Source organism: Streptomyces sp. NPDC029139 (assembly GCF_055564335.1).
Genome location: NZ_JBVHWN010000011.1, coordinates 210,238 through 233,919, shown reverse-complemented (window position 1 = coordinate 233,919; position 23,682 = coordinate 210,238). Strand labels below are relative to the sequence as shown.

Here is a 23,682-nt window from a genome sequence, read left to right as displayed (position 1 = left end):
TCGCCGGCCTCGCGACCACGGCAGGCTGACCGCTCCGAGAACCACGCGTGAGCCGCCCGGCTCCGTCAGGATGGGCGCATGGGATTCCATGTCGACTCAGAGACCGGGCGGCTCCGCCGCGTCATCCTGCACCGGCCCGATCTGGAGCTGAAGCGGCTGACACCCTCCAACAAGGACGCTCTCCTCTTCGACGACGTGCTGTGGGTGCGCCGGGCCCGGCAGGAGCACGACGGGTTCGCCGACGTGCTGCGGGACCGGGGGGTCGAGGTCCATCTCTTCGGCGATCTGCTGCGGGAGGCGCTGGAGCTGCCCGCCGCCCGCAAGATGGTCCTCGACCGGGTCTTCCACGAGAAGGAGTTCGGGCCGCTGGCGGCCGACCATCTGCGGGCGGCCTTCGACTCCCTGGACGCCGCCGCGCTCGGCGAGGCACTGGTCGGCGGCATGACGAAGCGGGAGTTCCTGGCCGCGCACCGCGAGCCGACCTCGGTCCGGTTCCATGTCATGGAGCTGGACGACTTCGTCCTCAGGCCGCTGCCGAACCACCTCTTCACCCGGGACACCTCAGCGTGGATCTACGACGGCGTCTCCATCAACGCGATGCGCTGGCCCGCCCGGCAGCGCGAGACGGTCCACTTCGAGGCGATCTACAAGCACCATCCGCTCTTCACCGGACCCGAGGCGGGTGGCTTCCATCACTGGTCGGAGGGGCAGTCCGACTATCCGTCGACCATCGAGGGCGGGGACGTCCTCGTCATCGGCAACGGCGCGGTCCTGATCGGGATGAGCGAGCGCACGACCCCGCAGGCGGTGGAGATGCTGGCCCGCGGACTCTTCGCGGCCGGCTCGGCGCGGACGATCATCGCGCTCGACATGCCGAAGCGGCGGGCGTTCATGCACCTCGACACGGTGATGACGATGGTCGACCACGACACCTTCACCCAGTACGCGGGGCTCGGCATGCTCCGCTCGTACACGATCGAGCCGGGCGACGTGGGCCAGTCGCTGCGGGTCACCGACCATCCGCCGGAGCACATGCACAGCGCGATCGCCGCGGCCCTGGGGCTGCAGGACATCCGGGTTCTCACGGCGACGCAGGACGTCCACGCGGCGGAGCGCGAGCAGTGGGACGACGGCTGCAACGTCCTCGCGGTCGAGCCGGGCGTCGTCGTGGCCTACGAGCGGAACGTCACCACCAACACGCATCTGCGCAAGCAGGGCATCGAGGTGATCGAGATCCCGGGCAGCGAGCTGGGGCGGGGGAGGGGCGGCCCGCGCTGCATGAGCTGCCCGGTGGAGCGGGACGCCGTGTGAGGCCGGGGAGGGCGTGGGGGGGCGTGGCCCGGGACGACGAGTGGGCGGCATCACTGTATAGGCATGCTGATCAGCGTATAGACTTCCAGGCATCGTCATGACGTTCGCCGTCCCCGACCGTACCCAGGAGTACCCCATGGCCCCCGACCTCATCGGCCGCCACTTCCTCAAGGAGCTGGACTTCACCGCCGAGGAGTTCCGCGGTCTGATCGATCTTGCCGCCGAGCTGAAGGCGGCCAAGAGGGCGGGTACGGAGGTCCAGCGGCTGCGGGGCAGGAACATCGCCCTGATCTTCGAGAAGACCTCGACCCGGACCCGGTGCGCCTTCGAGGTCGCCGCCGCCGACCAGGGGGCCTCCACCACCTATCTCGACCCCTCCGGTTCGCAGATCGGGCACAAGGAGTCGGTCAAGGACACCGCCCGCGTCCTCGGCCGGATGTTCGACGCCATCGAGTACCGGGGCGACAGCCAGGCCAACGTCGAGGAGCTCGCCGCCCACGCGGGCGTTCCCGTCTTCAACGGCCTCACCGACGACTGGCACCCCACCCAGATGCTCGCCGACGTCCTGACGATGACCGAGCACACGGACAAGCCGCTGGACGGCCTCGCCTTCGCCTACCTCGGTGACGCCCGTTTCAACATGGGCAACAGCTACCTGGTGACCGGCGCCCTCCTCGGCATGGACGTCCGGATCGTCGCGCCGGAGGCGTACTGGCCGGCCGGGGAGATCGTCGCCGCCGCGCGGAAGCTGGCCGGGGCGAGCGGGGCGACGATCACCCTCACCGAGGACGTCGCCGAGGGCGTCCGAGGTGCCGACTTCGTCGCCACCGACGTCTGGGTCTCCATGGGGGAGCCCAAGGAGATCTGGGACGAGCGGATCGCCGACCTCGCCCCGTACTCCGTGACGATGGACGTCCTGCGGGCCACGGGGAACCCGGACGTGAAGTTCCTGCACTGCCTGCCGGCCTTCCACGACCTGGGCACGGCTGTGGGGCGGGACATCCACGCCCGCCACGGACTGACCGAGCTGGAGGTCTCCGACGAGGTCTTCGAGTCGGAGCACTCCGTCGTCTTCGACGAGGCCGAGAACCGGATGCACACGATCAAGGCGGTCATGGTCGCCACCCTGGCGGGCGACGCCTGACCCTCGGCTACCCGCCCACCGGCCGGTGGGCGGGCTACGCCTGACCCTCGGCTACCCGACCACCGGTCGGCGCCGTTCCCCTGCCCGGCGTGCGGGGGCAGTAGGCCGTGCTCCTGCCGAGGGCCGGGTGCGGCGCCCGGCTCGGGACGCCTCCGCTCTCCTCCCTGTGCCCGACCGCCTCGCCCGCGCGTGCGGCGGGCGGCGGCTTCGCCGTGTCGCGGTGGGGGCGGCCGTACGGGCCGGCGCGCGCCTCGCACGTATCGCGCACTCGTGACGACAGTCACGTTCCGGTGATACGCTCCCCGTACGAGGAAGGGAGGCACGCGCGTATGAGCCCCTTTACCGGCTCCGCACCCCGCACCGAGCGCTGGCACCATCTGCGCCTGGCCATCGAGGACGGCGTCGCCACCGTCACCCTCGCCCGCCCCGAGAAGCTCAACGCACTCACCTTCGGGGCCTACGCCGACCTGCGCGATCTGCTCGCCGAACTCTCCCGGGAACGCGCCGTGCGCGCCCTCGTCCTCGCCGGCGAGGGACGCGGCTTCTGCTCGGGCGGCGATGTCGACGAGATCATCGGCGCGACGCTCTCCATGGACACGGCGCAGCTGCTCGACTTCAACCGGATGACCGGACAGGTCGTCCGGGCGATCCGGGAGTGCCCGTTCCCCGTGATCGCCGCCGTCCACGGCGTGGCAGCCGGGGCGGGCGCCGTCCTGGCCCTCGCCGCCGACTTCCGGATCGCCGACCCGAGCGCCCGCTTCGCCTTCCTCTTCACCCGCGTCGGACTCTCCGGCGGCGACATGGGCGCGGCCTATCTGCTGCCCCGGGTCGTGGGCCTCGGCCACGCCACCCGGCTGCTGATGCTCGGCGAACCGGTCCGCGCGCCGGAGGCCGAGCGGATCGGCCTGCTCAGCGAGGTCACGGAGGAGGGCGCCGCCGACGCGCGCGCCGCCGAACTCGCCCGCCGCCTCGCCGACGGACCGGCCCTCGCCCACGCCCAGACCAAGGCCCTGCTCACCGCCGAGCTCGACATGCCGCTCGCCGCCTCCGTCGAACTGGACGCCGCCACCCAGGCGCTGCTGATGAACGGCGAGGACTACGCGGAGTTCCACGCGGCCTTCACCGAGAAGCGGGCCCCGAAGTGGCGGGGGCGGTGACGATGCCGTCCGCCCAGGCCCCCCGCCCGGCGCCGGGCGACATCGGCACCCGCACCCGCACCGGCACCCGCACGGGGGCCGGCACGGCGCGGCCCGAGCCCGGCGGAAAGGCCGCCCTCGTGCCGGGGCGCGACGCCCCGCTCCGTATCGCCGTCATCGGCGGCGGGCCCGGCGGCCTCTACGCCGCCGCGCTCCTCAAACGGCTCGACCCCACCCGCGAGATCACCGTCTGGGAGCGCAACGCCCCCGAGGACACCTTCGGCTTCGGCGTCGTCCTCTCCGACGAGACCCTCGGCGGGATCGAGCACGCCGACCCCGCCGTGTACCGCGCCCTCCAGGACGCCTTCGTCCGCTGGGACGACATCCACATCGCCCATCGCGGTCACCTCCTCACCTCCACCGGCCACGGCTTCGCCGCCCTCGGCCGCCGCCGGCTCCTGGAGATCCTGCACGCCCGCTGCACCGAGCTCGGGGTACGGCTCCGCTTCCGTACCGAGGCCCCTGCCGCCGCCGATCTCGCCGCCACGCACGACCTGGTCGTCGCCGCCGACGGCGTCCACAGCCGCACCCGCGACGCCCACGCGGACGTCTTCCGGCCCACGCTCACCACCCACCGCTGCCGGTACATCTGGCTCGCCGCCGACTTCGCCTTCGACGCCTTCCGCTTCGAGATCGCCGAGACCGAGTACGGCGTGATGCAGCTCCACGGCTACCCCTTCTCCGGCCCGTCGCCCGACCACCCCCCCTCCGGTCACCGCCCCTCGACGAGGCCCGCCGGGCCGCAGGACCGGCCTGGCTCCTCCACCGTCATCGTCGAGATGCGCGAGGAGGTCTGGCGGGCCGCCGGCTTCGACGAGCTCGACGAGGCCGAGTCCACCGCCCGCTGCGCCAAGCTCTTCGCCGAAGCACTCGGCGGCCGGGCCCTGCGCTCCAACAACTCCACCTGGACCGCCTTCCGCACCGTCGTCAACGAGCGCTGGTCCCACGGCAACATCGTCCTGCTCGGCGACGCCGCCCACACCGCGCACTTCTCCATCGGCTCCGGCACCAAACTCGCCGTCGAGGACGCCCTGGCGCTCGCCGCCTGCGTGGCGGAACAGCCCACCCTCGACGAGGCGCTCGCCGCGTACGAGACGGAACGACGCCCGGTCGTCGAGTCCACCCAGCGCGCCGCCGCCGCGAGCCTGCGCTGGTTCGAGGAGATCGACGGCCATCTGGACCAGCCGCCCCGCCAGTTCGCCTTCAACCTGCTCACCCGCAGCCGCCGCGTCACCCACCACAACCTGCGGCTGCGCGACCCGGACTTCACCGGCTCCGTCGAGCGCGACTTCGGCTGCCCGCCCGGCACCCCGCCGATGTTCACCCCGTTCCGGCTGCGCGGACTGACCCTCCGCAACCGGGTCGTCGTCTCTCCCATGGACCTGTACGTCGCCGAGGAAGGGCTCCCCGGGGACTTCCACCTCGTCCACCTCGGCGCCCGGGCCCTCGGCGGCGCCGGGCTCGTCATGACCGAGATGGTCTGCGTGAGCCCCCAGGGCCGTATCACCCCCGGCTGCACCGGCCTCTGGACCGACGAACAGGCGGAAGCCTGGAGCCGGATCACCACCTTCGTCCACACCCGGTCACCCGGCACCGCGATCGGCGTCCAGCTCGGCCACTCCGGCCGCAAGGGCTCCACCCGCCGCATGTGGGAGGGCATCGACCAGCCCCTCCGCGAAGGCAACTGGCCCGTGACGGCCGCCTCACCGCTCCCGTACCGCGCCGGCGTCAACCAGATCCCGCACGCCCTGGACAGGCACGGCATGACCGCCGTACGCGAAGAGTTCGTGGCCGCCGCCCGGCGCGCCGCCCGCTCCGGCTTCGACCTGCTCGAACTTCACTGCGCGCACGGCTATCTGCTCTCCGGCTTCCTCTCCCCGCTGACCAATCGGCGGGACGATTCGTACGGCGGGACGCTGGTGAACCGGCTGCGCTATCCGCTCGAAGTCTTCGACGCCGTACGGGAGGTCTGGCCCGAGGAGCGGCCGATGACCGTCCGTATCTCCGCCACCGACTGGGCGGAGGGCGGTACGACGGCCGAGGAGGCCGTCGAGATCGCCCGCGCCTTCGCCGCCCACGGCGCCGACGCCCTCGACGTCTCCACCGGCCAGGTGGTCCCCGAGGAACGCCCCGAGTACGGCCGCTCCTACCAGACCCCGTACGCCGACCGGATCCGCAACGCGCTCGCCGTCCCGGTGATCGCCGTCGGCGCCATCTCCTCCTGGGACGACGTCAACTCCCTCCTCCTCGCGGGCCGCGCCGACCTCTGCGCCCTCGCCCGCCCCCACCTCTACGACCCCCACTGGACCCTGCACGCGGCCGCCGACCAGGAGTACCAGGGCCCGGCGGCCCCCTGGCCCCCGCCGTACCGCGCGGGCAGCCGCAGACCTCCGACAGGCCGCACGGACGCGCCGAAACCGCGGCTCACACTGGGGTGACGCCTGGGGAAGCCCGGGGTTATCACCGAGAACGACGCCTATGGCGCGGCGGGAAGCCGGACCGTGACGAGCAGGCCGCCCGCGGGCCGGGGGACGAGGTCGAGGGTCCCGTCGTGCGCGCGGACGACGCTCTGCACGATGGCGAGGCCGAGACCCACCCCGGCGTGCTCGTCGGTGCGCACACGCTCCGTCGCGCGCTGGAAGGGTTCGGTCAGGGTCGGTACGAGCTCCGGTGGGAGCCGATGCCCCGTGTTCTCGACCCGTAGCACGCTCGTCTCGCCCCCCGTGTCGCTGTGAACCGTCCCGGTGTGGACCGTCACGGTGCCGCCGGCGGGGAGGTTGTGGACGAGGGCGTTCTGGACGAGATTCGTCACCATCCGCAGCAGGAGTTCCGCCGAACCGCTGGTCCGGGCCGCCCCACCGGTGACGTCGAGCGCGATCCCGCGCTGTTCGGCAAGGGGAAGCAACGTTTCGGCCGCTTCTTCGGCGAGGAGGGACACGTCCACGCTCTCACGGGTGAAGTGTCCGCGGTCGCCCCGGCTGAGCAGCAGAAGGGCCTCGGTGAGATCGATCGCTCGCGCATTGACGGCATGGAGGCGTTCGATCAGTTCGCCCCGGTCCCGTGTCGGATCCTTCCGGGCGACGTCGAGGAGCGTCCGTGAGATCGCCAGCGGGGTGCGCAGCTCGTGGGAGGCGTTCGCGGCGAACCTCTGCTGCTCGGCGACGTGCGCGTCCAGCTGTTCGAGCATCGAGTCGAACGCGTCGGCCAGTTCCCGGAACTCGTCCTGGCGGCCCTCCATCCGGATCCGGTGGGACAGCGACCCGTTCCCGGCGGTCCGTGCCGCCGCCGTGATCCGGGTGAGCGGTGCGAGCATCCGGCCGGCGAGGATCCAGCCCCCGACGAGGCCGAGGACGAGCAGGCAGACCATCGCCACGGCGGCGGCGGGGAAGAAGGTGCGCACCAGGAGGTAGCGGTTGGGCGAGACGCCGAGCAGGCCCTGCGAGTTGTCGGGTACGTAGCGCAGCAGGAACCCCCACACCACCGCCAGCAGCAGAGCTCCGGCGACGGCGAGGAATCCGGCGTAGCTGAGGGTGAGTCTCAGTCGGGCGCTCGGCCCCGGGCGTCTACGCATGCGTGCGGCCGGGGCCGGTGGGGACGGGACCGGTGTCGATGCGGTAGCCGACACCCGGCACCGTGGCGATGATCCAGGGCTCGCCGAGCCGCTTGCGCAGCGCGGAGACGGTGATGCGCACGGCGTTGGTGAGGGGGTCGGCGTTCTCGTCCCAGGCCCGTTCGAGGAGCTCTTCGGCGCTGACGACCCCGCCCTCGGCGGCGACGAGGACTTCCAGCACGGCGAACTGTTTACGGGTGAGCGCGACGTAGCGTCCGTCGCGGAAGACCTCCCGGCGGAAGGGGTCGACCCGCAGGCCGGCGATCTCGCGGACCGGGGGGCGGGCGTACGCGCGTCTGCGGTCGAGCGCCCGCAGTCGCAGGACGAGCTCCCGCAGCTCGAACGGTTTGGTGAGGTAGTCGTCGGCGCCGAGCTCGAACCCGGAGGCCTTGTCGTCGATCCGGTCGGCCGCGGTGAGCATGAGGATCGGGATGCCGCTGCCGGAGGCGACGATGCGTCGGGCGACCTCGTCGCCGGACGGGCCGGGGATGTCCCGGTCCAGGACCGCCAGGTCGTAGGAGTGGACGCTGAGCAGTTCCAGGGCGGAGTGGCCGTCGCCCGCGATGTCGGCGGCGATCGCCTCCAGCCGCAGCCCGTCACGGACGGCTTCGGCCAGGTAGGGCTCGTCCTCCACGATCAGTACGCGCATGCCCGAAGCCTAAGCAGCACGGTGTATCGCCGACGTATGCGACGACCTGGGCACACCGGACACGCTGCTCAGCGCGTCCGCGCCGATGCCGATGCCGATGCCGATGCCGGCGCGGGGTGGCGAGGCCGGTCCGACGGCGCTTGCGGTGACGTCTCAGCCGTCGCGCGCCACCAGCGGCGCGACGCCAGCCCGGCCAGTACGGCGCCGGTGGCGTTGACCAGGACGTCGTCCACGGAGGACACCCGGTCCAGCCGCAGGACGTACTGCGCGGTCTCGACCAGGGCCGAGCAGCCGGCCCCCAGCGCGAGGATCCGCGGCACGGACGCCAGGGCCGCGAAGCGCATCGGGGCGAAGAACCCCAGCGCCGCGAAGACCAGCAGGTTGCCGGTGATCCCGAGCGGCCCCATCGTGACCAGGTCCCGCAGCGGTACGAGGCTGACCCGGGCGGGCACGACGCCGGCCCCGCCGCCCGGCATCATGGTCAGCCACAGGAACGGCACCGTCCCGTGGACCATGCCCACCTCGGCCAGCGACCTCCGCCACGCCGCGGGGACGCCGGCCGCGCGCCGCCGGCGCGCCAGAGCCCACGCCACCAGCACGGCCAACGGCAGCGTCACCAAGGTCATGAGCACCACACCGTTGAACGTGTCGAAGCAGCCGTGCCACCGCCCGGCCATGCACCGGGGGGCGGACATCAGGAGCGGCTTGCGCAGGAGGAACACGGCGCTCGCCACGCCGAGGATCGCCAGCCCAGCCGGCACGATCCGGCGCGTGCGGTGGGGCGGTGCCGGCAAGGACGCGTTGTGGTTCATGCCTCCATGGGAGACGGCGGGCCGTTGCGATGGCGTATGCGCTTTTCGATACGGCCGCGATACAGGGACTCCCCGGCACCGAGGAACCGGCGCACGCCGGCCGGGAGACGGTCCCGCCGCCGGTGTGCCGTCATGCGGGCAGCCACCGCGGCCACCACGGGGGGACGTTGCTCGCGGGGCAGAGCCCGCAGTCGCCCCGGTAGCCGTCCGGGGTGCCCTGGGCGGCGACGTACCGCCAGGTCACCACCGCGACCGCGAGCGGCACCACCGCCACCTGGCCGCCGCGCGCACGGTGCGCGGCCCGTTGACGGTCGTGCGGCGGGCGGTCATCGCGAGGGCGAGCGCGAGGAGCGGGCAGACCAGCGGCAGGAGGCCGAGCCGGACCACGTGCGCGCATCGGTGCGGGGGCTCCCAGGCGGCGTCGCGGTATGCGCGCGCCCGCCCGGCGAGGCCGCTCGCCGCCACGGCCGCCGCCGCGCCGGTGGGAGCCGCGGCTCCCCACGCCAGGCACCCGCGGGCCCGAGACGGGATGCGCGAAGGTCATGTACCGGAGGGACGACCGCTGTCGGCCGGCGGTTGCACGAACCGCGCGCCCCGGTCCCGCAGCCTCGCGTGCAGCGCCGCGAAGACCTCCGCCGAGCGGGCGCCCGGCCAGTCCCGCGGCAGCAGTTCGGCCGGCAGGACCGGGTCCGCGTACGGCAGACGGCGCCAGGAGTCCAGGGCGAACAGGTAGTCGCGGTAGGCGTCCTCGGCCGTGCCGGGGGCCGTCGTCCAGGCCCGCAGGACCGGCTCGTGGGCGGCGAGGAACTCCTCGTGGAGCTTGGCGATCGACGGCAGGTCCCACCAACGGGCCACCGCCTCCGCGGTCGCCGCGTACCCCAGGTGGTCGCCGCGGAAGAGATCCACGTACGAGGAGAGCTCCAGGCGCTCCAGGGTGTGGCGGGTCTCCTCGTACAGCCGCGCAGGGGCGATCCACACGCCGGGCGCCGCCGTGCCGAAGCCCAGCCGGGCGAGCCGGGAGCGCAGCAGATGGCGCTTGTGGCGCTCGGCCTCGGGGACGGTGAAGACGGCGAGGACCCAGCCGTCGGACAGCTTGGGCTCCGCGCGGGTGTAGATCCGGCGGTCGCCGTCCTCGAGGAGCTGGCGCGCGTCGTCCGACAGGACGTACCCGGCGGCTCCGTCCGCCGTCCGGCGCGGCAGCAGCAGGCCGCGCCGCTTCAGCCGGGACACCGACGAGCGCACCGACGGCGCGTCCACGCCGAGGACCGCCAGCAGCCGGATCAGCTCGGCCACCGGCAACGGCTCATCACCCGGCGCGAGGCCGCGTCCGTACGCGCCGTACAACGAGACGATCAGGGAACGGGGGGTGTGCTGCTCGACCACGTGATCACTCTAGGGGGTGTCTCCAGGGCCCGCGCGCAGCAGGAATCGCTGGAGCTTGCCCGTCGCCGTCCGCGGCAGCGCGTCCAGGAAGACGATCTTGCGGGGGCTCTTGTACGGCACCAGCCGGGACCGTACGAACGCCCGCAGCGCTCCCGCCGTCTCCGCGTCGCGCGGCACCCCGTCCCGTACGACCGCGTACGCGACCACGATCTGGCCGCGCAGCTCGTCCGGGTGGCCCACCACCGCCGCCTCGACCACGTCGGGGTGGGCGAGGAGCGCCTCCTCGACCTGGGGGCCCGCGATGTTGAAGCCGGCCGAGATGATCATGTCGTCGGCGCGGGCGACATAGCGGAAGTAGCCCGCCGCGTCGCGGACGTAGGTGTCTCCCGTGACGTTCCAGCCGTCGTGGACGTACTCGCTCTGGCGGGGGTCGGACAGGTACCGGCAGCCGACCGGGCCGCGTACCGCGAGCAGGCCCTCCTCGCCGTCGGGGACCTCGGCCCCCGTCCGGTCGATCACCCGCGCCCGCCAGCCCGGCACCGGCCGTCCGGTCGTGCCCGGGCGGATGTCGCCGTCCGCCGCCGAGATGAAGATGTGGAGCAGCTCGGTCGCGCCGATGCCGTTGATGAGCTTCAGACCGGTGCGCCGGTGCCAGGCGTCCCAGGTCGCCGCCGGCAGGTTCTCGCCCGCCGACACGCACCGCCGGAGCGACCCCAGTGAGGTGACGTCGTGTCCGCCGTGCCGGTCGATCTCCTCCAGCATCACCCGGTAGGCGGTCGGCGCCGTGAACAGCACCGACACCCGGTGTTCCGCGATGGCCTCCAGCAGCTGCTTGGGGCCGGCCTGTTCGAGCAGCAGCGCGCTGGCCCCGGCCCGCAGGGGGAACAGCACCAGCCCGCCGAGGCCGAAGGTGAAGCCGAGGGGAGGGGAGCCGGCGAAGACGTCGTCCGGCTCGGGGCGCAGGACGTGGGCCGAGAAGGTGTCGGCGACCGCCAGGACGTCGCGGTGGAAGTGCATGCACCCCTTGGGCCGCCCCGTCGTCCCCGAGGTGAAGGCGATCAGGGCCACGTCGTCCGCGGCGGTCTCCACCGCCTCGTAGGTGTCCGGTCGGCCCATGGCGAGGGAGAGCAGATCGTCCGGGGAGTCCCCGCCGAAGGCGGTGATCCGCAGCCCCGGCACCTCGGCCTTCACCAGGTCGTCGACGCTCCTGATGTCGCACAGCGCATGGCTGCAACGGGCCATCTCGCACATCACGGCCAGTTCCTGGGCCCGTTGCTGCGCCAGGACGGTGACGGCGATCGCGCCCGCCTTCATGACCGCGAGCCAGCAGGCCGCCAGCCAGGGCGTCGTGGGGCCGCGCAGCAGCACGCGGTTGCCGGGCAGGACGCCCAGGTCGGAGGTGAGCACGTGCGCGATCCGGTTCACCCGCTCCTGGAGCTGTCCATAGGTCCAGACACACCCGGTACCGTCCCGGAACGCTGGGCGCTCCGCGCCGAATCGTTCCACCGTACGGTCGAGCAGTTCCGCCCCGCAGTTGAGCCGTTCCGGGTAGTCGAGCCCCGGCAGATCGAAGAGCAGTCGCGGCCATGCGTCGGCGGGCGGAAGCTGGTCGCGCGCGAAGGTGTCGTGGTGGGCCGAGGGGGTCAGCTCCATGAGTTCGTCCCCTTGTCGTGGTGGGGTCGCCCTTCGAGCGTATCGTGATGGTGACGACAGTCAACGGTGCGCGATAGAACTGATGCCGGCGAACGGGACAGGGGTCAGAATGTCCGTATTCTCGCTCGATCCACAGCAGACCGCCCGGTGTGCGGAGCTCCGTGTCCTCGCGGCCGAGCGGCTGCGGCCCCTCGCCGAGAAGGGCGAACCCGGCCGGGTGAACCGCCCCCTCGTCGCCGCCCTCGGCGAGTTCGGCCTCCTCGCCGGACTCTTCGAGGCCGGCGCCCTCGACCTCTGCCTGCTGCGCGAGTCCCTCGCCCACTCCTGCACCGAGGCCGAGACCGCGCTCGCCCTCCAGGGGCTCGGCGGCCACCCCGTCGCCGCTTTCGGCACCCCCGACCAGCGGGCCCGCTGGCTCCCCGAGGTCGTCGCGGGACGCGCCGTCGCCGCCTTCGCGCTCAGCGAGCCCGACGCGGGCTCCGACGCCGCCGCCCTCACCCTGGAGGCCCGGCCGGACGGCGCGGGCGGCTGGCGCCTGCACGGCGAGAAGCGCTGGATCTCCAACGCCCCCGAGGCCGACTTCGCCACCGTCTTCGCGCGCACGACACCGGGCGCCGGAGCCCGCGGCGTCACCGCGTTCCTCGTCCCCGCCGACCGGCCGGGCCTCTCCGGCAGCCCCCTCGACATGCTCGCCCCGCACGCCATCGGCTCCCTCCTCTTCGACGGCGTTCCCGTCGGCCCCGCGGACGTCCTCGGTGAGCCCGACCGGGGCTTCAGGGTCGCCATGACCACCCTCAACCGCTTCCGGCCCAGCGTCGGCGCCTTCGCCGTCGGCATGGCCCAGGCGGCCCTCGACGCGGCCCTCGCGCACACCGCGGCCCGCCGCGCCTTCGGCGGTGTCCTCGGCGACCTCCAGGCCGTCGCCCACCAGGTCGCCGAGATGGCCACCCGTACCGAGGCCGCCCGGCTGCTCGTCTACGCGGCGGCCGCGGCCTACGACGCGGGCGCGGCCGACGTGCCGCGCCGCTCGGCGATGGCGAAGCTGCTGGCCACCGAGACCGCGCAGTACGTGGTCGACGCCGCCGTCCAGCTGCACGGGGCGCGGGCGCTGCAACGCGGCCACCTGCTGGAACACCTGTACCGGGAGGTGCGCGCCCCGCGCATCTACGAGGGAGCCACCGAGGTCCAGCGCACGATCATCGCGAAGGAGCTCTACGCGGCGGCCGCGGCGCCCACGGAGCGGCCCGCGGCGGCCGGGGTGCCGGGAGAGCCGCCCGCGGACCCCGGGGAGCCGCCTGCGGCAGCTGAGGGCCCCTGTGCGACTCCGTACGCGACCTCGACCCCGCCCCCGGGCCCGGGCCCGGCCCCGCTCACACCCGCGACCCCGGGCCCGGCCCCGCTCACACCCGCGACCCCGCCCCCGGCACCGCTCACGCCTGCGACCCCGACCCCGAGGGCCCCGGGAGCCGACCTCGCCGCGCCCCAGGACCCGCACGCCGCGACCGAGTCGCCGAAGGAGCCGTCCGTATGAGCCTGCACCGGCACAACCCCGCCGAGCTCTCCCCGCCCACCGGCTTCTCCCACGCCGTCACCGCCACCGGCTCCCGCCTCGTCTTCCTCGCCGGCCAGACCAGCCTCGACCGCGACGGCAAGGTGGTGGGGGAGACCCTGCCCGAGCAGTTCGAGACCGCGCTCGCCAACCTCCTCGCCGCGCTCCGTCACGCCGGCGGCACCCCCGCCGACCTCGCCCGCGTCACCGTCTACGCCACCGATGTCGCCGACTACCGGCAGCACGCGCACGAACTGGGCCGGATCTGGCGGCGGTTGGCCGGCCGCGACTATCCGGCGATGGCCGTGATCGGTGTCGTACGGCTGTGGGACGATCAGGCGCGGGTGGAGCTGGACGGCTTCGCGGTGGTGGACTAGCGCCTGTCTCTCGGGTCGGGCACACAGGGGGAGCCATGCCGGAGATCGAGCTGACCGCGGGAACGATCGCGTACGAGGACACAGGCGGACCCGGGCCCGTCGTCGTCCTCCTGCACGGTCTCGTCCACGACGCCACCGTCTGGCGAAAGGTCGTCCCCGCGCTCGCCCCCGACCACCGGGTGCTCGCGCCGACCTTGCCGTACGGCTCCCACCGCACCCCGATGCGCCCCGACGTACCGCTCTCGCCGGACACCGTCGTCGACCTGATCGCCGAGTTCCTCGACCGGCTGGACCTGACCGACGTCACCCTCGTCGAGAGCGACTGCGGCCGTGCCCAGACCGTCGCCGTCCGCCACCCCGAGCGGCTGGCCCGGCTCGTCCTCCTCTCCTGCGAGGCCTTCGACAACTACCCGCCCGGGGCACCCGGCAAGATGATCGAGCTGGCCTGTCGCCTCCCCGGCGGGGTTCTGCTGATGGCCCGCGTCCTCGGCTGGAAGCCCCTGCGCCGCCTGCCCGTCGGCCTCGGCGCGCTCACCCGGCGGCCCGTGCCCGACGAGATCGCGGACGGATGGCTGCGCCCGCTGCGGACCGATCCCGCGATCCGCCGGGACTTCCGCCGGTACAACCTGTCCGTGCGCAAGGACGAACTCCTCCAAGCGGCCGAGGGGCTGCGGAAGTTCGACCGCCCCACGCTCGTCGTGTGGGCGGTCGACGACCTCCTGATGCCGCGCGAGCACGGCCGGCGGCTCGCCGAACTCCTGCCGCGGGGGCGCCTCGTCGAGATCGAGGACAGCCGCACCCTCATCAGCGAGGACCAGCCCGAACGGCTTGCGGCCGAGCTCAGGGGCTTCCTCGCGGAGACCGCTTGATCAATTGGTCACGCCCCGGACCCGGGCTTACTGTCGAAAAGGTGGGCCGACCGGCCCACGGCTTCCTCACCAGGTGAGGGCGCGATGCGCCATGAGTACTCCGAAGCCGACGACACCAGCTCCCACCGCGGCCCCGAAGCGCCGGGGCGACGGCAAGGGCATCGCCCTGTTCGTCATCGCCTCGTGCCAGCTGATGGTCGTTCTCGACATCACGATCGTGAACATCGCGCTGCCGCACATCCAGAGCTCGCTGGAGTTCTCCACCACCAGCCTCTCCTGGGTCGTCAACGCCTACACGCTCACCTTCGGCGGACTGCTCCTCCTCGGTGGACGCGCCGGTGACATCCTGGGGCGGCGCCGGGTCTTCGTGTTCGGTGTCCTTCTCTTCGGACTCGCCTCGCTGCTCTGCGGACTGGCGCAGAACGACTGGCAGTTGCTGGCCGCACGCGCCTTGCAAGGCGTCGGTGGAGCGATAGCCTCCCCGACCTCGCTCTCCCTGATCACCACGAACTTCGACGAAGGCCCGGAACGCAACCGGGCCTTCGGGGTGTTCGCGGCCGTCTCGGCCGGCGGCGGAGCGATCGGCCTGGTGGCCGGGGGACTGCTCGTGGAGTGGCTCGACTGGCGCTGGATCTTCTTCGTCAACGTGCCCATCGCACTGCTCATCGCCTTCTTCACCCCCCGCCACATCAAGGAGTCCGAACGCCACCCCGGCCACTTCGACTTCACCGGTGCGCTCACCTCCACCCTCGGCATGGTGGCGCTGGTGTACGGATTCATCCGCGCCTCCCAGGAGGGCTGGCGCGACCCGTGGACGCTGGCCTCGTTCGGTGGCGCGGTCGTGCTGCTCCTGCTGTTCCTGATCGTGGAGCGGCGTTCCCGGCAGCCCATCACACCGCTGCACATGTTCGCCGACCGCAACCGGGCGGGCACGTACGGCATCATGCTCTGTCTGGCCGCGGCGATCTTCGGGATGTTCTTCTTCCTGACGCTGTTCGTGCAGACCGTCCTGGACTTCAGTCCCCTGCGGACCGGACTGGCCTTCCTGCCGGTGAGCGCGATCATCGCGGTGGGCGCCGGGATCACCTCCCAACTGCTGCCCACCTTCGGTCCGAAGCCCTTCATGGTCGTCGGCTCGCTGTTCGCGGCCGCCGGTCTGTCCTGGCTCACCCTGACCGACGTGCACTCCACCTATCTGGGCAGCGTCCTCGGACCGATCCTGGTCTTCGGCTTCGGCATGGGCCTGATGTTCGTCTCGCTGACCATCATGGCGCTGTCCAACGTCGAGCAACAGGACACCGGTGCCGCCTCCGGACTGCTCAACGCCACGCAGCAGGTCGGCGGTTCGCTCGGACTGTCGATCCTGGTGACGGTCTTCGGCACGGCCAGCCGCAACGAGGCGAAGGACCAGGTGCCGGCCTTCCTCTCCCAGGCGGGCCCCCTGGAGAAGGCCGAGTTCGCCCGGACCGGCCAACTGCCCCCGCCCTGGGCCGACGAGGTCCTGACGGCCGGGGTCTCGTCCGGCTTCATCACGGCGGCGGCCTTCTCCCTGGTGGCGTGCGTGATCGCCCTCTTCGCCATCCAGGTGCGCCCCTCGGACATCGAGCGGCTCAAGGGCGGGATGGGACCGCCCGGGGTCGGCTGATTTCATTGCAACGTAGCGTTGCATTCGCCTTCAGCGTCATTGCATCAATTAACCGTGCACTACCTGGCATTACCTCTCGCGCGTGATTGACGGAGTTCTGAACGCAACGTAGCTTTCGGACTGCGTCAAACACCAGAGTCGCGAGATGAGGAATGACCATGAGTGCATCCGTCCACACCGTCACGGCGCTGCCGACGGAGCGCCGGCCCGGCTGCCCGTTCGACCCGCCCGCGGAACTGATCGACGCCCGGCGGCACGGCCCCATCAGCCGCTACACGCACCCCGGCGGGAAGCCCGGCTGGCTGATCACCGGGTACGACGAGGTCAGGTCGGTCCTGGCCGACCCGCGGTTCAGCGCCCGCAAGGACCTTCTGAACGTGGTGGACTTCGAGCTTCCGCCGGCGCCGCCCGGCGAGTTCCTGCTCATGGACGAACCGCAGCACAGCCGCTACCGGAAGCCGCTCGTGGGCAAGTTCACCGCACGACGGATGCGCCTGCTCACGGAGCGCATCGAGCAGATCACCACCGCGTGCCTGGACGCCATGGAGAAGACCGGGCCGTCGGTGGACCTGGTGACGGCGTTCGCCAAGCCCATCCCCACCATCGTCATCTGCGAACTGCTGGGGGTGCCGTACGAGGACCGGGACTCCTTCCAGGAGCAGATCGACACGTTCATGAGCGGGGAGACGAGCGACGAGGACCTGCTCGCCGCCTACACCGCGACCCAGGAGTACCTCGCCCGGCTGGTGGTCGCCAAGCGCGCGAACCCCACCGACGACGTGCTCAGCGAACTCACCGACAGCGACCTGACAGATGAGGAGCTGCAGGGGATCAGTCTCATCCTGCTGGCGGCCGGCTTCGACACCACGGCCAACATGCTGTCTCTCGGAACCTTCGCGCTGCTGCGCGATCCGGAGCAACTGGCCGCGCTGCGCGCCGACCCCACGCTCATCGACCGGGCGGTGGAGGAGCTGCTGCGGTATCTGAGCGTCGCCAAGTCGTTCATGAGGACGGCGCTGGAGGACGTCGAGGTGGGCGGCCGGACCATCGAGGCCGGCACGACGGTCGTCCTCTCGTACAACACCGCCAACCGCGACCCCGAGCGCTTCGCCGATCCTCACGCCCTCGACCTCCGGAGGGACCAGGGCGGGCACCTGGCCTTCGGCCACGGCATCCACCTGTGCCTGGGCCAGCAGCTGGCCCGGGTCGAGATGCGGGTCGCCCTCGCGGCGCTGATCGAGCGCTTCCCCACGCTGCGCCTGGCCGTACCGGCCGAGGAGGTCGCCCTGCGCCCGGAGACCGCGGACATCTACGGCGTCAAGAGCCTTCCGGTGACCTGGGACGTGTGACCGGGGCGGGGTGATCATCCCGGGCGGCGGAAAGGGTGGCAGGGGCGGGGCCGGCGCGTCTAGGCTCGCGGCATGGCATGCCGCATCAGCGAACTGGTCCTCGACGCGGAAGACCCCGAGCGCCTGGCCGCGTTCTGGGACGAAGTCTTCGGCTGTGTCGAGCTGGAGCGCGAGGACGACGGGAGCCTCGCGATCGGCCCGCCCGACACCGGATTCGGCGGCGCGCAGCCGATCCTGATCCTCAGCCCTTCCTCCGCCCCCCGGCGCGGAAAGCTCCCGCTGCACATCGACGTCAACGCCACCGACCGCGACCAGGACGCCGAACTGGCCAGGCTGCTCGCCCTGGGCGCCGTGCCCGGCGACGTCGGCCAGACCGGCGAGGAGAGCCGGCACGTCCTGGCCGACCCCGAGGGCAACGAGTTCTGCCTCCTGCGCGTGACTGAACCCACTCTGAGGACGAGCACCGGTGCCCATACTTCCGAAGATCACGGCCCTGTTGGGCGAGCCCCGTTTCCACTGGACGGACCCGGCTCCCTGGACCGAACTGCAACGGGAACTGGGCACCGAGTTCCCCGCCGACTTCCGCGAGATCGTGGACGCCTACGGTTCGATCGAGATCAACAAGCAGCTGTATCTGACGCACCCCGCCGGCCATCTCCTGCACAGCCTGGGAGAGAACATCAGGGGAGACCTCGAGCTCTGGCGCGACGAGGACATGGTGGAGTTCCTGCCGAGTCCGGTGGGAAACAACCCCGGTGACCTGATCCCGGTGGCGTCGGCCACGACGGGCGAGGCGGTCTTCCTCCGCATCCCCGACGACCCCTCGTCGCCGTGGCGCGTCGTGGTCCAGGAGTTCGACAGCCCGTCCTGGACGCTCTACGAGATGACGTTCGGCGAGTGGCTGCTGGCCTACCTCAAGGGCAGGGACGTGACGCTGTGCTCCCGCGACCGGGCGCCTGACGGCCCGTTCTACGACTTCCTGCCCTGAGAACCGGCCTCCGAGCCGCCGCCCCTGGGAACGTGCACCATCGAGCCGGCATGGACACGGCACCCGGAACAGCAGGCGAACCTGACGCACCGCCGCGGGCCGACGGCCGGCCCGTCATGAGACGGGCCGGACCGAAAAACGTCAGATGTCCCGGAAGATCTCGATCTGCGCGCCCACCGAGTTCAGCCGCTCCGCCAGGTCCTCGTACCCCCTGTTGATCACGTACACGTTCCGCAGGACCGACGTGCCCTCCGCCGCCATCATCGCGAGGAGGACGACCACCGCCGGGCGCAGGGCCGGGGGGCACATCATCTCGGCCGCGCGCCAGCGGGTGGGGCCTTCCACCAGGACGCGGTGGGGGTCGAGGAGCTGGAGGCGGCCGCCCAGGCGGTTGAGGTCCGTGAGGTAGATAGCGCGGTTGTCGTAGACCCAGTCGTGGATCAGGGTCTTGCCCTGGGCCGTCGCCGCGATGGCCGCGAAGAACGGGACGTTGTCGATGTTCAGGCCCGGGAACGGCATCGGGTGGATCTTGTCGATCGGCGCCTCCAGCTTGGAGGGGCGGACCGTCAGGTCGACCAGCCGCGTGCGGCCGTTGTCGGCCGCGTACTCCGGCGAGCGGTCGTGGTCGAGGCCCATCTCCTCCAGGACCGCGAGCTCGATCTCCATGAACTCGATCGGGACCCGGCGGATCGTCAGCTCCGACTCGGTCACCACGGCCGCGGCCAGCAGGCTCATCGCCTCGACCGGGTCCTCGGAGGGGGAGTAGTCCACGTCCACGTCGATGTGCGGCACGCCGTGGACGGTCAGCGTGGTGGTGCCGATGCCGTCCACCCGTACGCCCAGGGTCTCCAGGAAGAAGCACAGGTCCTGGACCATGTAGTTCGAGGAGGCGTTGCGGATGACGGTCGCGCCGTCGTGGCGGGCCGCGGCGAGCAGCGCGTTCTCCGTCACGGTGTCGCCGCGCTCGGTCAGCACGATCGGGCGGTCGGGGGCGACGGACTGCTCGACCACCGCGTGGTAGAGGCCCTCCGTGGCGGTGACCTCCAGGCCGAAGCGGCGCAGCGCGATCATGTGCGGCTCGATCGTGCGCGTACCGAGGTCGCAGCCGCCGGCGTAGGGCAGCCTGAAGCGGTCGAGACGGTGCAGCAGCGGGCCGAGGAACATGATGATGGAGCGCGTGCGGATCGCCGCCTCGGCGTCGATCGAGTCCATGTCCAGCTCGGCCGGCGGCACGATCTCCAGGTCCACGCCCTCGTTGATCCAGCGGGTGCGCACGCCGATGGAGTTGAGGACCTCGAGCAGGCGGAAGACCTCCTCGATCCGGGCGACCCGGCGCAGGACCGTGCGGCCCTTGTTGAGGAGCGAGGCGCAGAGCAGCGCGACACAGGCGTTCTTGCTCGTCTTGACGTCGATGGAGCCGGAGAGCCGACGGCGGCCGACGACCCGCAGATGCATGGGGCCGGCGTAACCCAGAGACACGATCTCGCTGTCGAGCGCTTCACCGATGCGCGCGATCATCTCAAGGCTGATGTTCTGGTTGCCGCGTTCGATCCGGTTGACCGCGCTCTGGCTGGTGGCCAGAGCCTCCGCGAGCTGCGTCTGGGTCCAGCCGCGGTGCTGGCGGGCGTCACGGATGAGCTTGCCGATGCGTACGAGGTAGTCGTCTGCCATGCCGTCACGTTATCTCAGATATGAGATGGCGCTCGCGAGGGGGTGGGCCGTCAGGGTGACGGAGTGTGGGCAGTGGGGTGATGCGGTTGGTAGAGCGGCAGTTCGGTCCCGCTCGGCAGCCGGATCGCGGCGAGCTGCCCCCACCCCTGGTCGCTGATGGGTCGTGAGATCTCGGCCCCGCGGTCCTCCAGGGCGGTCAGCGTGGCCGCGACGTCGTCGCACATCAGATACAGCTCGTGCTTCGGCTCGCCCTCGGTGGGGTGCACGGCGACCTCGGCCGGCGGCAGCGCGAAGATGAGCCAGCCGTGTCCGGCGTCGACATGCCCGAAGCCGAGGACGTCCTCGAGGAACGCGCGATCGGCGTCCGCGTCGTGGGTGTAGAGAATCACATGCGCGCCGCTGAACATGCTCCGATCCTCGGCCCGCCCGGTGGGGGCGGCAATCGTTGCGCGGCCGTACGGGTCCGTGGGCGGCGCGCCCCGCCCGGTCGGCGCGATCTCGGGGCATGCCGAGCATGACCCCGAGGCGGGCATGCACTAGAGTTATCTCGACATCGAGATAACTGCTTACGGCGCACCGCAGCCGCCCACCCGGTAAGCACCGGTAAGGGTTACCTAACTTAGTCGTACCTTAGCGGATCGGCGGGGAGTCGGGCGGCACCACGCGGCGGCAGCCGCATATTGTCGCTGCGCGGTAATCGCGCACATTGATGAAGGAGACTGTCGTGTCGGCGAACAGCTTCGACGCCCGCAGCACGCTGCGCGTGGGCGACGAGTCGTACGAGATCTTCAAGCTGGACAAGGTCGAGGGCTCCGCACGCCTTCCCTACAGCCTGAAGGTCCTTCTGGAGAACCTGCTCCGCACCGAGGACGGCGCGAACATCACCGCCGACCACATCCGGGCGCTCGGCGGCTGGGACTCGCAGGCTCAGCCGAGCCAGGAGATCCAGTTCACGCCGGCCCGCGTGATCATGCAGGACTTCACCGGTGTGCCCTGTGTCGTCGACCTCGCCACCATGCGCGAGGCCGTCAAGGAGCTCGGCGGCGACCCGGCGAAGGTCAACCCGCTCTCCCCGGCCGAGCTGGTCATCGACCACTCCGTCATCGCCGACAAGTTCGGCACGAAGGAAGCCTTCGGCCAGAACGTCGAGCTGGAGTACGGCCGCAACAAGGAGCGCTACCAGTTCCTGCGCTGGGGCCAGACCGCCTTCGACGACTTCAAGGTCGTCCCCCCGGGCACCGGCATCGTCCACCAGGTGAACATCGAGCACCTGGCCCGGACGGTCATGGTCCGCAACGGCCAGGCGTACCCCGACACCCTCGTCGGCACCGACTCCCACACCACCATGGTCAACGGCCTCGGTGTGCTCGGCTGGGGCGTCGGCGGCATCGAGGCCGAGGCCGCCATGCTCGGCCAGCCGGTCTCCATGCTCATCCCGCGCGTCGTCGGCTTCAAGCTGACCGGCGAGCTCCCGGCCGGCACCACCGCCACCGACCTCGTCCTCACGATCACCGAGATGCTGCGCAAGCACGGCGTCGTCGGCAAGTTCGTCGAGTTCTACGGTGAGGGCGTCGCCGCCACCTCCCTCGCCAACCGCGCCACCATCGGCAACATGTCGCCGGAGTTCGGCTCCACCGCCGCGATCTTCCCGATCGACGGCGAGACCCTGAACTACCTCAAGCTCACCGGCCGCTCCGAGCAGCAGGTCGCGCTCGTCGAGGCGTACGCCAAGGAGCAGGGCCTCTGGCTGGACCCGTCCGCCGAGCCCGACTTCTCCGAGAAGCTGGAGCTCGACCTCTCCACGGTCGTCCCCTCCATCGCCGGCCCGAAGCGTCCGCAGGACCGCATCGTCCTCGCCAACGCCGCGCAGCAGTTCGCCCAGGACGTCCGCAACTACGTGGACGACGTGGACGAGGCGGGCAAGGAGTCCTTCCCGGCCTCCGACGCCCCGGCGAACACCCCCAACGGCGCCCCGTCGAAGCCGGTCACCGTCACGGCCCCCGACGGCTCGACCTACGAGATCGACCACGGCGCCGTCACCGTCGCCGCGATCACCTCCTGCACCAACACCTCGAACCCGTACGTCATGGTCGCCGCCGCGCTCGTCGCGAAGAAGGCCGTGGAGAAGGGCCTGACCCGCAAGCCGTGGGTCAAGACCACCCTCGCCCCGGGCTCGAAGGTCGTCACGGACTACTTCGACAAGGCGGGACTGACCCCCTACCTCGACAAGGTCGGCTTCAACCTCGTCGGCTACGGCTGCACCACCTGCATCGGCAACTCCGGCCCGCTGCCGGAGGAGGTCTCCAAGGCCGTCAACGAGCACGACCTCGCGGTCACCTCGGTCCTCTCCGGCAACCGGAACTTCGAGGGCCGTATCAACCCCGACGTCAAGATGAACTACCTGGCCTCCCCGCCGCTGGTCGTCGCGTACGCCCTCGCGGGCTCCATGAAGGTGGACATCACCAAGGACGCGCTCGGCGTCGACACCGAGGGCAGGCCGGTCTACCTGGCCGACATCTGGCCCTCCGAGGCCGAGGTCAACGACGTCGTCGCCAACGCCATCGGCGAGGACATGTTCAACAAGTCCTACCAGGACGTCTTCGCGGGCGACGCCCAGTGGCAGGCGCTGCCGATCCCGACCGGCAACACCTTCGAGTGGGACGCCGAGTCCACTTACGTCCGCAAGCCCCCTTACTTCGAGGGCATGACGATGGAGACCACCCCGGTCAGCGACATCGTCGGCGCGCGCGTCCTGGCCAAGCTGGGCGACTCGGTCACCACCGACCACATCTCCCCGGCCGGCGCCATCAAGGCCGACACCCCGGCCGGCCAGTACCTCACCGAGCACGGTGTGGAGCGTCGTGACTTCAACTCCTACGGCTCGCGCCGAGGCAACCACGAGGTCATGATCCGCGGCACGTTCGCCAACATCCGCCTGCGCAACCAGATCGCGCCGGGCACCGAGGGCGGCTACACCCGCGACTTCACCCAGGCCGACGGGCCGGTGTCGTTCATCTACGACGCCTCGCGCAACTACATCGAGCAGGGCGTCCCGCTCGCGATCCTGGCGGGCAAGGAGTACGGCTCCGGCTCGTCCCGCGACTGGGCCGCCAAGGGCACCGCGCTGCTCGGCGTCAAGGCCGTCATCGCCGAGTCGTACGAGCGCATCCACCGCTCGAACCTCATCGGCATGGGCGTCCTGCCGCTCCAGTTCCCGGAGGGCGCCTCGGCGGCCTCCCTCGGCCTCACCGGCGAGGAGACCTTCTCCTTCACCGGCGTGACCGAGCTGAACGAGGGCCGCACGCCGCGCACGGTCAAGGTCACCACCGACACCGGTGTCGAGTTCGACGCGGTCGTCCGCATCGACACCCCCGGTGAGGCGGACTACTACCGCAACGGCGGCATCATGCAGTACGTGCTGCGGAACCTCATCCGCGGCTAGCAGGAGCGAACGGAAGGGCCCGCACCCCGGAACT

General features: G+C 71.5%; 18 protein-coding genes and 2 pseudogenes. 12 read left to right on the top strand and 8 right to left on the bottom strand.

All coding sequences use genetic code 11. The features are described 5' to 3' along the window. Positions 1 to 78 precede the first annotated feature (78 nt). The 4 genes from ACZ4VW_RS24160 (at position 79) to ACZ4VW_RS24145 (ending at position 6,089) form a co-directional block, all read left to right on the top strand. On the top strand, positions 79 to 1,311 hold the full coding sequence (locus ACZ4VW_RS24160) for an arginine deiminase (RefSeq protein ID WP_467965697.1): 1,233 nt from the start codon (positions 79 to 81) through the stop codon (positions 1,309 to 1,311). Between the two features lie 136 nt (positions 1,312 to 1,447). Continuing rightward, positions 1,448 to 2,455: an ornithine carbamoyltransferase gene (gene argF / locus ACZ4VW_RS24155; protein ID WP_467965753.1), complete on the top strand. Its 1,008-nt coding sequence runs from the start codon at positions 1,448 to 1,450 to the stop codon at positions 2,453 to 2,455. A gap of 329 nt (positions 2,456 to 2,784) precedes the next feature. Further along, entirely contained in the window at positions 2,785 to 3,612 is an 828-nt protein-coding gene (locus tag ACZ4VW_RS24150; RefSeq protein ID WP_467965695.1) for an enoyl-CoA hydratase family protein, read from the top strand. 2 nt (positions 3,613 to 3,614) lie between these two features. Continuing rightward, on the top strand, positions 3,615 to 6,089 hold the full coding sequence (locus ACZ4VW_RS24145) for an oxidoreductase (RefSeq protein WP_467965752.1): 2,475 nt from the start codon (positions 3,615 to 3,617) through the stop codon (positions 6,087 to 6,089). 38 nt (positions 6,090 to 6,127) lie between these two features. Here the strand turns inward: ACZ4VW_RS24145 and ACZ4VW_RS24140 are convergent, their stop codons facing one another. The 6 genes from ACZ4VW_RS24140 to ACZ4VW_RS24115 all read right to left on the bottom strand — a co-directional run bounded on the left by ACZ4VW_RS24140 (position 6,128) and on the right by ACZ4VW_RS24115 (position 11,758). Next, positions 6,128 to 7,222: a sensor histidine kinase gene (locus tag ACZ4VW_RS24140; RefSeq protein WP_467965692.1), complete on the bottom strand. Its 1,095-nt coding sequence runs from the start codon at positions 7,220 to 7,222 to the stop codon at positions 6,128 to 6,130. After that, the gene (locus tag ACZ4VW_RS24135) at positions 7,215 to 7,910 is read right to left on the bottom strand and encodes a response regulator transcription factor (protein WP_467965691.1); all 696 of its coding nucleotides are present in this window, start codon (positions 7,908 to 7,910) and stop codon (positions 7,215 to 7,217) included. Before ACZ4VW_RS24135 ends, ACZ4VW_RS24140 begins: the two co-directional genes overlap by 8 nt. A gap of 68 nt (positions 7,911 to 7,978) precedes the next feature. Then, positions 7,979 to 8,722 carry a VanZ family protein gene (locus tag ACZ4VW_RS24130; protein WP_467965689.1) on the bottom strand — a complete coding sequence of 248 codons (744 nt, stop codon included), beginning with the start codon at positions 8,720 to 8,722 and terminating at the stop codon, positions 7,979 to 7,981. 130 nt (positions 8,723 to 8,852) lie between these two features. Continuing rightward, entirely contained in the window at positions 8,853 to 8,987 is a 135-nt protein-coding gene (locus ACZ4VW_RS24125) for a hypothetical protein (RefSeq protein WP_467965687.1), read from the bottom strand. A gap of 275 nt (positions 8,988 to 9,262) precedes the next feature. Next, complete coding sequence (locus ACZ4VW_RS24120; RefSeq protein WP_467965685.1) at positions 9,263 to 10,105, bottom strand: PaaX family transcriptional regulator; 843 nt, start codon at positions 10,103 to 10,105, stop codon at positions 9,263 to 9,265. Positions 10,106 to 10,114: 9 nt separating this feature from the next. Beyond that, on the bottom strand, positions 10,115 to 11,758 hold the full coding sequence (locus ACZ4VW_RS24115; protein WP_467965683.1) for an AMP-binding protein: 1,644 nt from the start codon (positions 11,756 to 11,758) through the stop codon (positions 10,115 to 10,117). Positions 11,759 to 11,867: 109 nt separating this feature from the next. Between ACZ4VW_RS24115 and ACZ4VW_RS24110 the strand changes: the two are divergent. The 7 genes and pseudogenes from ACZ4VW_RS24110 to ACZ4VW_RS24080 form a co-directional block, all read left to right on the top strand. After that, positions 11,868 to 12,992, top strand: a pseudogene (locus ACZ4VW_RS24110) (acyl-CoA dehydrogenase family protein); the annotation flags it as partial. Between the two features lie 293 nt (positions 12,993 to 13,285). After that, positions 13,286 to 13,684, top strand: coding sequence for a RidA family protein (locus ACZ4VW_RS24105; RefSeq protein ID WP_467965681.1), 399 nt, complete (start codon positions 13,286 to 13,288; stop codon positions 13,682 to 13,684). Between the two features lie 35 nt (positions 13,685 to 13,719). Beyond that, positions 13,720 to 14,553 carry an alpha/beta fold hydrolase gene (locus tag ACZ4VW_RS24100; RefSeq protein WP_467965679.1) on the top strand — a complete coding sequence of 278 codons (834 nt, stop codon included), beginning with the start codon at positions 13,720 to 13,722 and terminating at the stop codon, positions 14,551 to 14,553. Positions 14,554 to 14,644: 91 nt separating this feature from the next. Continuing rightward, on the top strand, positions 14,645 to 16,198 hold the full coding sequence (locus ACZ4VW_RS24095) for an MFS transporter (RefSeq protein ID WP_467965677.1): 1,554 nt from the start codon (positions 14,645 to 14,647) through the stop codon (positions 16,196 to 16,198). Between the two features lie 158 nt (positions 16,199 to 16,356). After that, entirely contained in the window at positions 16,357 to 17,547 is a 1,191-nt protein-coding gene (locus ACZ4VW_RS24090; RefSeq protein WP_467965675.1) for a cytochrome P450, read from the top strand. 72 nt (positions 17,548 to 17,619) lie between these two features. Beyond that, positions 17,620 to 17,982 (top strand): annotated as a pseudogene (locus ACZ4VW_RS24085) (VOC family protein); the annotation flags it as partial. A 31-nt stretch (positions 17,983 to 18,013) separates the two neighbouring features. Then, on the top strand, positions 18,014 to 18,535 hold the full coding sequence (locus ACZ4VW_RS24080) for an SMI1/KNR4 family protein (RefSeq protein ID WP_467965673.1): 522 nt from the start codon (positions 18,014 to 18,016) through the stop codon (positions 18,533 to 18,535). Positions 18,536 to 18,676: 141 nt separating this feature from the next. On the opposite strand, the gene ACZ4VW_RS24075 is transcribed toward ACZ4VW_RS24080, so the two are convergent. After that, on the bottom strand, positions 18,677 to 20,206 hold the full coding sequence (locus tag ACZ4VW_RS24075) for a helix-turn-helix domain-containing protein (protein ID WP_467965671.1): 1,530 nt from the start codon (positions 20,204 to 20,206) through the stop codon (positions 18,677 to 18,679). A gap of 50 nt (positions 20,207 to 20,256) precedes the next feature. Beyond that, the gene (locus ACZ4VW_RS24070; protein ID WP_467965669.1) at positions 20,257 to 20,613 is read right to left on the bottom strand and encodes a VOC family protein; all 357 of its coding nucleotides are present in this window, start codon (positions 20,611 to 20,613) and stop codon (positions 20,257 to 20,259) included. Between the two features lie 317 nt (positions 20,614 to 20,930). On the opposite strand from ACZ4VW_RS24070, the gene acnA reads away from it, so the two are divergent. After that, positions 20,931 to 23,648, top strand: a complete 2,718-nt coding sequence (acnA, locus tag ACZ4VW_RS24065; RefSeq protein WP_467965668.1) for an aconitate hydratase AcnA — start codon at positions 20,931 to 20,933, stop codon at positions 23,646 to 23,648. Positions 23,649 to 23,682: the final 34 nt, after the last annotated feature.